At 70.9% G+C, this 9,222-nt stretch carries 5 protein-coding genes; 1 reads left to right on the forward strand and 4 read right to left on the reverse strand.

What is annotated here, in order from left to right:
• Positions 1–147 precede the first annotated feature (147 nt).
• The 4 genes from ABD361_RS08710 to ABD361_RS08725 form a co-directional block, all read right to left on the reverse strand.
• Positions 148–1,755, reverse strand: a complete 1,608-nt coding sequence (locus ABD361_RS08710) for a glycerol-3-phosphate dehydrogenase/oxidase (RefSeq protein ID WP_344434269.1) — start codon at positions 1,753–1,755, stop codon at positions 148–150.
• A 13-nt stretch (positions 1,756–1,768) separates the two neighbouring features.
• A complete protein-coding gene (glpK, locus tag ABD361_RS08715) occupies positions 1,769–3,295 on the reverse strand; it encodes a glycerol kinase GlpK (protein WP_344434270.1) in 1,527 nt (508 codons plus the stop codon).
• Between the two features lie 42 nt (positions 3,296–3,337).
• Positions 3,338–4,120, reverse strand: a complete 783-nt coding sequence (locus ABD361_RS08720; protein WP_344434272.1) for an MIP/aquaporin family protein — start codon at positions 4,118–4,120, stop codon at positions 3,338–3,340.
• 370 nt (positions 4,121–4,490) lie between these two features.
• Positions 4,491–5,255, reverse strand: coding sequence for an IclR family transcriptional regulator (locus ABD361_RS08725; RefSeq protein ID WP_344434273.1), 765 nt, complete (start codon positions 5,253–5,255; stop codon positions 4,491–4,493).
• 335 nt (positions 5,256–5,590) lie between these two features.
• On the opposite strand from ABD361_RS08725, the gene metH reads away from it, so the two are divergent.
• Positions 5,591–9,103 carry a methionine synthase gene (metH, locus tag ABD361_RS08730; protein WP_344434274.1) on the forward strand — a complete coding sequence of 1,171 codons (3,513 nt, stop codon included), beginning with the start codon at positions 5,591–5,593 and terminating at the stop codon, positions 9,101–9,103.
• The last annotated feature ends 119 nt before the right edge of the window (positions 9,104–9,222 follow it).

Here is a 9,222-nt window from a genome sequence, read left to right on the forward strand (position 1 = left end):
GAGGGACGTGTTCGAGTGCGGGACGGTTGCGTGGTGCGGGCATGCGGAAGGGGAGGGACGCTCGGGGTGTCCCTCCCCTTCACTGCACCTGTCTTCAGTGCACCGGCTTTCCGTGCACCGGCTTTCGGTCCACCGGCCGCCGGGGCGTCAGTGCTTGTCGCCGAGGATGTCCTTGACGCGGGTGCGCACGTCCTCCGTGTCCAGGCCGCGGATCGTCAGGGTGGTGCGGCGGCGCAGCACGTCGTCGACCGTCTCGGCCCACTCGTGGTCGCGGGCGTAGACGACCTGGGCCCAGATCTCCGGGCCGTCGGGGTGGATCCGCTCGCCGAGCTCGGGGTTCTCGTTGACCATGCGGGCGATGTCGAAGGACAGCGAGCCGTAGTGGGTGGCGAGGTGACGGGCCGTCAGCGGGTCCATGCGGCTGCCCGGCTCGCGGTCCACGAGCAGGCGGTGGGCGACCGCGTTGGGGTTGGCCACGCCCGGCAGCGGGGTGCGGCGCACCAGGCTGGAGACGGGCTCCATGTCCTCGGTGAGCGGGCTGCCCGGCACCTGGGCGAGCTTCTTCATCACGGTGCGGCCGATGTGGCGGTAGGTGGTCCACTTGCCGCCGGCGACCGACAGCATGCCGCCCTTGCCCTCGCTGACGACCGTCTCGCGCTTGGCCTGGGCGACGTCGCCGGGGCCACCGGGCAGCACGCGCAGGCCGGCGAAGGCGTACGTCATCAGGTCGCGGTCGAGGTCGGCGTCCTGGATGGAGAACGCGGCCTCGTCGAGGATCTGCTGGATGTCCTCCTCGGTGGCGCGCACGTCCGCCGGGTCGCCCTCGTACTGGGTGTCGGTGGTGCCCAGCAGGAGCTGGTCCTCCCACGGAAGGGCGAAGGTGATGCGGTACTTGTCGATCGGGGTGGCCATGGCGGCCTTCCACGGCGACTTGCGCTTCATCACGATGTGCGCGCCCTTGGACAGGCGGATCGACGGCGCGGCGCCCTTGTCCTCCAGCTTGCGCAGGTGGTCCACCCACGGGCCGGTGGCGTTGAGGACGACGCGCGCGTCGATGCCGAACTCGGTGCCGTCGATACGGTCCTTGACCTCGGCGCCGGTGACCTTGCCGTGGGTGAAGCGCAGGCCGGACACCTCGGCGTGGTTGAGGACGACCGCGCCGGACTCGACGGCCGCGCGCACGGTCATGACGGCCACGCGCGAGTCGTTCATCTGGTGGTCGTAGTAGACCGCCACGGCCTTGAGGTTGTCCGTGCGCAGACCGGGGTTGTCGGCCTTGGCGCGGGCCGGGGAGATGACCTTGCCGACGCCGTCGCCGAAGGCGGACAGCGCCGAGTAGGCGAACACGCCGGCGCCGAGCTTGGCCGCGCCCACCGGGCCGCCCTTGTAGACGGGCAGGTAGAAGGTGAGCGGGTTGACCAGGTGCGGGGCCACGTCCTTGGCCAGCACCCGGCGCTCGTGGTGGTTCTCCGCGACCAGCTTGACCGCACCGGTCTGCAGGTAGCGCAGACCGCCGTGGACGAGCTTGGAGGACGCGGAGGAGGTGGCGCCGGCGAAGTCGCCGGCGTCCACCATGGCGACCCGCAGCCCGGACTGCGCGGCGTGCCAGGCGACCGAGGTGCCCAGGATGCCGCCGCCGATGACCAGGAGGTCGTACGTGGCGTTGGACAGTCTCTCCCGGGTCTCGGCTCGACCCGGGTTGACGCCGGCGGCCGGGTGCGTACCCAGGGTGGGGACGCTCTGCGGGGTAGTCATGAGTTGCTCCTCGTCAGCTCTCGTCGTCGATCCAGCCCATGGTCCGCTCGACGGCCTTGAGCCAGTTCTTGTACTCGCGGTCACGCGTGTCCGCGTCCATGCGGGGGGTCCACTCGGCGGCCCGGCGCCAGTTGGCGCGCAGGGCGTCGGTGTCCGGCCAGAAGCCGACGGCCAGGCCGGCGGCGTAGGCGGCGCCGAGGCAGGTCGTCTCGGCGACCATGGGGCGCACCACGGGGGCGTCCAGGAAGTCCGAGAGGGTCTGCATCAGCAAGTTGTTGGAGGTCATGCCGCCGTCGACCTTCAGGGCGGTCAGCTCGACGCCGGAGTCCTTGGTCATGGCGTCGGTGATCTCGCGGGTCTGCCAGGCGGTGGCCTCGAGCACGGCGCGGGCGATGTGCGCCTTGGTGACGTAGCGGGTCAGGCCCGCGATGACACCGCGCGCGTCGGAGCGCCAGTAGGGGGCGAACAGGCCGGAGAAGGCCGGCACGAAGTAGGCGCCGCCGTTGTCCTCGACGGAGCTGGCGAGCGTCTCGATCTCGGCCGCGCTCTTGATCAGGCCCATCTGGTCGCGCATCCACTGCACCAGCGAGCCGGTGACGGCGATGGAGCCCTCGAGGGCGTAGACGGGCTTCTGGTCGCCGATGCGGTAGCCGACGGTGGTCAGCAGGCCGTTGTAGGACTGGACGGGCTCGTCGCCGGTGTTCATGAGCATGAACGTGCCGGTGCCGTAGGTGGACTTGGCCTCGCCCTTGTCGTAGCAGGTCTGGCCGAAGAGGGCCGCCTGCTGGTCGCCGAGCGCGGAGGCGACGGGCACGCCGGCCAGGGCGCCGCCCTTGGCGGTGCCGTAGACCTCGGCGGAGGAGCGGATCTCCGGCAGCACGGCGGCCGGGATCTCCATGGAGGACAGGATGCGCTCGTCCCAGGCCAGGGTGCGCAGGTTCATCAGCATGGTGCGCGAGGCGTTGGTGACGTCGGTGACGTGGACGCCGCCGTCGACGCCGCCGGTCAGGTTCCAGATGACCCAGGAGTCCATGGTGCCGAAGAGGATGTCGCCGGCCTCGGCCTTCTCGCGCAGGCCCTCGACGTTGTCCAGCAGCCAGCGGACCTTGGGGCCGGAGAAGTAGGAGGCCAGCGGCAGGCCCGTCTCGCGGCGGAAGCGGTCCTGGCCGACGTTGCGGCCGAGCTCCTTGCACAGGGCGTCGGTGCGGGTGTCCTGCCAGACGATGGCGTTGTACACCGGCCGGCCGGTGTTCTTGTCCCACAGCAGCGTGGTCTCGCGCTGGTTGGTGATGCCGATGGCCTTGACGTCGGCGGCGGTGATGCCCGCCTTCTCGACGGCACCGGCGACGACCTCCTGGACGTTGGTCCAGATCTCCATCGCGTCGTGCTCGACCCAGCCCGGCTTGGGGAAGATCTGCTCGTGCTCCTTCTGGTCGACGGAGACGATGCGCCCGTCGCGGTCGAAGACGATGCAGCGCGAGGAGGTGGTGCCCTGGTCGATGGCCGCGATGAACGGGCCCTGGCCGTGGGTGTCGGTCATGGGTGGCTCTCCTGAAGTCGTGGTGGTCTCGGCGGGCGGGGGTCAGAACGCGATCTTGTGGATGCCTGCGGCGAGGGCGGCGCCGATGATCGGGCCGACCACCGGGACCCACGCGTAGCCCCAGTCCGAGCCGCCCTTGTTGGGCAGCGGGAGCAGTGCGTGCACGATGCGGGGGCCGAGGTCGCGGGCGGGGTTGATGGCGTATCCGGTGGGGCCGCCGAGGGAGAGGCCGATGCCGACGACGACGAAGGCGACCATGAGGGTGCCCGTGCCGCTGGTGGCGAGGCCCTTCGTCAGGCCCATGGTGAGGATGAAGAGCACCAGCGCCGCGGTGGCGATGATCTCGGTGACCAGGTTCTGGACCGCGTTGCGGACCTCCGGACCGGTGGAGAAGATGCCCAGCACCGGGCCGGCCTGCGGCTCGGCCGTCTGGTCGACCATGCCCTCGTGCGGGTTGAGGCTCGCGACGATCTCCGGGTCGGTCAGGTGGGCCCTGAACTGGCCGTAGTAGGCGAGCCACACCAGCGTCGCGCCGATCATCGCGCCCAGCAGCTGGGAGCCGATGTAGAGCGGTACGTCGCCCCAGTCGACCGCGCCGTCGAGGGCGAGGCCGATGGTGACGGCCGGGTTCAGGTGCGCGCCGGACTTGGTGCCGATGTAGGCACCGGCCAGTACGGCGAAGCCCCAGCCGAACGTGATGGCCAGCCAGCCCGCGTTCTGCGCCTTCGAGCGCTTCAGGGTGACGGCGGCGCACACGCCGCCGCCGAGCAGGATCAGTACGGCGGTACCGATGGTCTCGCCGGTGAAGATGTCGGAGCTGGACACCCGCGACTCCTTTGTCCTTCGTCCAGGGGGAAGGCGAACCCCGGGTCCCTCCGGTGGTCCGCGCCCTCCGAGAGGGCGGTGATCGGTCCCGCGGCACTGCACACCATAGCGAATATTGTCGGTAGGTGTTCGACAATGCCGACCGATGCACGGCAGTTTTCTGGACGGTTAAGGGCACGTCAAGGCTTGTGTGACCGGAAACTCTCGGCCAACTGGCCGGAAATCTACGTTCGGATACCGACGGGTAACGAGCTGGTCTCGGCGCCCGCCGGTACCCCTTCCCCGAAGCACGCCCGCTCTACCGCTCGCGGCCCCGGAAGTACTCCCGCAAGCACTCCAGGAAGGCGCCCGGAAGGCGCCCGCGACAGCGCTAGAAGCGTCCGGCGCCCAGGTCGCGGGAGACCGCGCGGGCACAGTCGCGCACGGCGGCCACCAGGCGCGCCCGCAGCTCGCCGTCCTCGCACACCCGCTCGACGGCCCCCGTGATGCCGACCGCGCCGACCGGCATCCGCCGCCGGTCGTGGATGGGGGCGGCGATGGAGGCCAGCCCCGCCCAGGTCTCCTCGACGTCCGCCGCCCAGCCGCGGGCGCGCGTGAGGTCCAGTACGGATTCCAGCTCGGGCAGCGCCGTGACCGTCCGCGGGGTGAACGCCTCGCGCTCGGCGTCGGCCACCTCGGCGTGGGCCACGGGGTCGTAGGCGCACAGCACCTTGCCCAGGGCCGTGCTGTGCAGCGGCTGCATCGCGCCGACCTCCAGCACCTGGCGGCTGTCGTCGGGCCGGAAGACGTGGTGGACGATCAGGACGCCCTGCTGGTGCAGCACGCCCAGGTACACGCTCTCGCCGCTGGAGCGGGCCAGGTCGTCCGCCCAGACCAGGGCGCGGGCGCGCAGCTCGTGGACGTCCAGGTAGCTGTTGCCCAGGCGCAGCAGCTCGGCGCCCAGCTGGTAGCGGCCGGAGGCCGGGTCCTGCTCGACGAAGCCCTCCTGCTGCAGTGTGCGCAGGATGCCGTGCGCGGTACCCTTCGCCAGGCCCAGGGCCGAGGCGACGTCGGACAGTCCGAGCCGCCGCTCACCGCCGGCGAGCAGCCGCAGCATCGCCGCCGCCCGCTCCAGCGACTGGATGGTCCGTGCCATCGAGCAACCTCCCTCACCTGCCGCCCGGCACTTTCCCCGTTCGGCATTGCTGAACACTATCGGCCGTTGCCGACCAGGGGATACCCGACAGCAGGGCTTCACCATGATCACCGAGGTGGGGCGCCCGTCCGAAACCGGCCACCCGCCCGCTCCCCGCCCCCGGGGGCATCCGTCCCGAATGGCGGCGATACGCCCCGCCGGCGGGTCGCCCGGGACGCCCGTCCGAACCGTGGGACGCCCCTGTCCCCGGGCCGCCCTGCGGATACGCTTGCGGCGTGCGCCCCCCGCAGGGAGGGCGCAAAGCCGACAGCCGTCGCACACCCGGGAGCACACCCATGGCCTCGTACACGCCATCGCCCGCCCGCCCAGACCGAGTCGCGCAGCTGCGCGAGGCGCTCGCCACCCGCGTGGTGGTGGCCGACGGGGCGATGGGGACGATGCTCCAGGCGCAGGAGCCCACCCTGGAGGACTTCCAGCAGCTCGAAGGCTGCAACGAGGTCCTCAACGTCACCCGGCCGGACATCGTGCGCTCCGTGCACGAGGCGTACTTCGACGCGGGCGTGGACTGCGTCGAGACCAACACCTTCGGCGCCAACCACTCGGCCATGGCCGAGTACGAGATCGCCCACCGGGTGTACGAGCTGTCCGAGGCGGGCGCCCGGATCGCCCGCGAGGTCGCGGACGCCCGCACCGCCCGGGACGGCCGTACCCGCTGGGTGCTGGGCTCGATCGGCCCGGGCACCAAGCTGCCGACGCTGGGCCACGTCCCCTTCACCACGATCCGCGACGGCTTCCAGCAGAACGCCGAGGGCCTGCTCGCGGGTGGCGCCGACGCGCTGATCGTGGAGACCACCCAGGACCTGCTGCAGTCGAAGGCCTCCATCGTGGGCGCCCGGCGCGCCATGGAGGCGACCGGCATCGAGGTGCCCCTGCTGTGCTCGATGGCCTTCGAGACCACCGGCACCATGCTGCTCGGCTCCGAGATCGGCGCCGCGCTGACCGCGCTGGAGCCGCTCGGCATCGACATGATCGGGCTGAACTGCTCCACCGGCCCCGCCGAGATGAGCGAGCACCTGCGCTACCTGACGCGCCACTCGCGCATCCCGCTGCTGTGCATGCCGAACGCCGGTCTGCCCATCCTCACCAAGGACGGCGCCCACTTCCCGCTCGGCCCCGAGGGCCTGGCCGACGCCCAGGAGAACTTCGTCCGGGACTACGGCCTGTCCCTGGTCGGCGGCTGCTGCGGTACGACGCCGGAGCACCTGCGGCAGGTCGTCGAGCGGGTCCGCGCGCTTGCGCCCGCCGAGCGCCGGCCGCAGCCCGAGCCGGGCGCGGCGTCGCTGTACCAGACCGTCCCCTTCCGCCAGGACACCTCCTACCTGGCCATCGGCGAGCGCACGAACGCCAACGGGTCGAAGAAGTTCCGCGAGGCCATGCTCCAGGCCCGCTGGGACGACTGCGTGGAGATGGCCCGCGAGCAGATCCGCGAGGGCGCGCACATGCTCGACCTGTGCGTGGACTACGTCGGCCGGGACGGCGTGGCCGACATGGAGGAGCTGGCCGGCCGCTTCGCCACCGCCTCCACGCTGCCGATCGTGCTGGACTCCACCGAGGTCGAGGTCATCCGCGCCGGGCTGGAGAAGCTCGGCGGCCGCGCGGTGATCAACTCCGTCAACTACGAGGACGGCGACGGCCCCGACTCGCGCTTCGCCAAGGTCACCGCCCTCGCCCGGGAGCACGGGGCCGCCCTCATCGCGCTCACCATCGACGAGGAGGGCCAGGCCCGCACCGCGGAGAAGAAGGTCGCCATCGCCGAACGGCTGATCGCCGACCTCACCGGCAACTGGGGCATCCATGAGTGCGACATCCTCATCGACACCCTCACCTTCACCATCTGCACCGGCCAGGAGGAGTCCCGGCGCGACGGCATCGCCACCATCGACGCCATCCGCGAGCTCAAGCGCCGCCACCCGCAGGTGCAGACGACACTCGGCCTGTCGAACATCTCCTTCGGCCTGAACCCGGCCGCCCGCATCCTGCTCAACTCCGTCTTCCTCGACGAATGCGTCAAGGCCGGCCTGGACTCGGCCATCGTGCACGCCGCCAAGATCCTGCCGATCGCCCGCTTCAACGAGGAACAGGTCACCACCGCGCTCGACCTCATCTACGACCGCCGCAGCGAGGGCTACGACCCGCTGCAGAAGCTCATGGCCCTCTTCGAGGGCGCCACCACCACCTCGCTCAAGGCCTCCAAGGCCGAGGAACTGGCCGCCCTGCCGCTGGACGAGCGCCTCAAGCGGCGCATCATCGACGGCGAGCGCAACGGTCTGGAGGCCGACCTCGACGAGGCCCTGCGCACCCGCAAGGCCCTCGACATCGTCAACGACACCCTCCTGGACGGGATGAAGGTCGTCGGCGAGCTCTTCGGCTCCGGACAGATGCAGCTGCCGTTCGTGCTGCAGTCCGCCGAGGTGATGAAGAGCGCGGTCGCCCACCTCGAACCGCACATGGAGAAGTCCGACGCCGAGGGCAAGGGCACCATCGTGCTGGCCACCGTGCGCGGCGACGTCCACGACATCGGCAAGAACCTCGTCGACATCATCCTGTCCAACAACGGCTACAACGTCGTCAACCTCGGCATCAAGCAGCCGGTCTCCGCGATCGTCGAGGCCGCGGAGGAACACCGGGCCGACGTCATCGGCATGTCCGGCCTCCTGGTGAAATCCACCGTGATCATGAAGGAGAACCTGGAGGAGCTCAACCAGCGCAAGCTGGCCGCCACCTACCCGGTCATCCTCGGCGGCGCCGCCCTGACCCGCGCCTACGTCGAACAGGACCTGCACGAGATCTACGAGGGCGAAGTGCGCTACGCCCGCGACGCCTTCGAGGGCCTGCGGCTGATGGACGCCCTCATCGCCGTCAAGCGCGGCGTGCCGGGCGCAGCGCTGCCGGAACTCAAGCAGCGCCGCGTCCCCAGGCGCGAGACGGCCGTCGTGGCCGAGGCCGACGAGCAGCCCGACGGCGCCGTCCGCTCCGACGTCGCCGTCGACAACCCCGTCCCGACGCCGCCCTTCTGGGGCACGCGCGTCATCAAGGGCATTCCCCTCAAGGACTACGCGTCCTGGCTCGACGAGGGCGCCCTCTTCAAGGGCCAGTGGGGCCTGAAGCAGGCCCGCAGCGGCGGCCCCACCTACGAGGAGCTCGTCGAGACCGAGGGCCGCCCGCGGCTGCGCGGCTGGCTCGACAAGCTCCACACGGAGAACCTCCTCGAAGCCGCCGTCGTCCACGGCTACTTCCCCTGCGTCAGCAAGGGCGACGACCTCATCATCCTGGGCGAGGACGGCACCGAACGCACCCGCTTCACCTTCCCCCGCCAGCGGCGCGGACGCCGGCTGTGCCTGGCGGACTTCTTCCGCCCCGAGGACTCCGGCGAGACCGACGTCGTCGGCCTGCAGGTCGTCACCGTCGGCTCCCGCATCGGCGAGGCCACGGCCGAACTCTTCGCCGGCAACGCCTACCGCGACTACCTGGAACTGCACGGCCTGTCCGTCCAACTGGCCGAGGCCCTCGCCGAGTACTGGCACGCCCGCGTCCGTGCCGAACTCGGCTTCGCGGGCGAGGACCCCTCGGACGTGGAGGACATGTTCGCCCTCAAGTACCGCGGCGCCCGCTTCTCCCTCGGCTACGGCGCCTGCCCCGACCTGGAGGACCGCGCGAAGATCGCGGACCTGCTGCAGCCGGAGCGCATCGGCGTCCACCTGTCGGAGGAGTTCCAGCTGCACCCGGAACAGTCGACTGACGCGATCGTGATCCACCACCCGGAGGCGAAGTACTTCAACGCGAGGTGAGGTCGGGGGCGGGGCCCTGCGGGCGGCTGAGCCCCGGTCCCGCCCTTTCGCCGTTTCCCGGGGCTCCGCCCCGGACCCCGGTCCTCAAACGCCGGACGGGCTGACAAGTCAGCCCGTCC

It is taken from the genome of Streptomyces luteosporeus (assembly GCF_039532865.1).
GTDB classification, from domain to species: domain Bacteria; phylum Actinomycetota; class Actinomycetes; order Streptomycetales; family Streptomycetaceae; genus Streptomyces; species Streptomyces luteosporeus.

What these genes read in the sequence shown, in the direction of transcription:
- metH (WP_344434274.1), top strand. Translation starts at nt 5,591, where the DNA reads ATGGCCTCGTACACGCCATCGCCCGCCCGCCCAGACCGAGTCGCGCAG.
- ABD361_RS08725 (WP_344434273.1), bottom strand. Translation starts at nt 5,255, where the DNA reads ATGGCACGGACCATCCAGTCGCTGGAGCGGGCGGCGGCGATGCTGCGG.
- ABD361_RS08710 (WP_344434269.1), bottom strand. Translation starts at nt 1,755, where the DNA reads ATGACTACCCCGCAGAGCGTCCCCACCCTGGGTACGCACCCGGCCGCC.
- glpK (WP_344434270.1), bottom strand. Translation starts at nt 3,295, where the DNA reads ATGACCGACACCCACGGCCAGGGCCCGTTCATCGCGGCCATCGACCAG.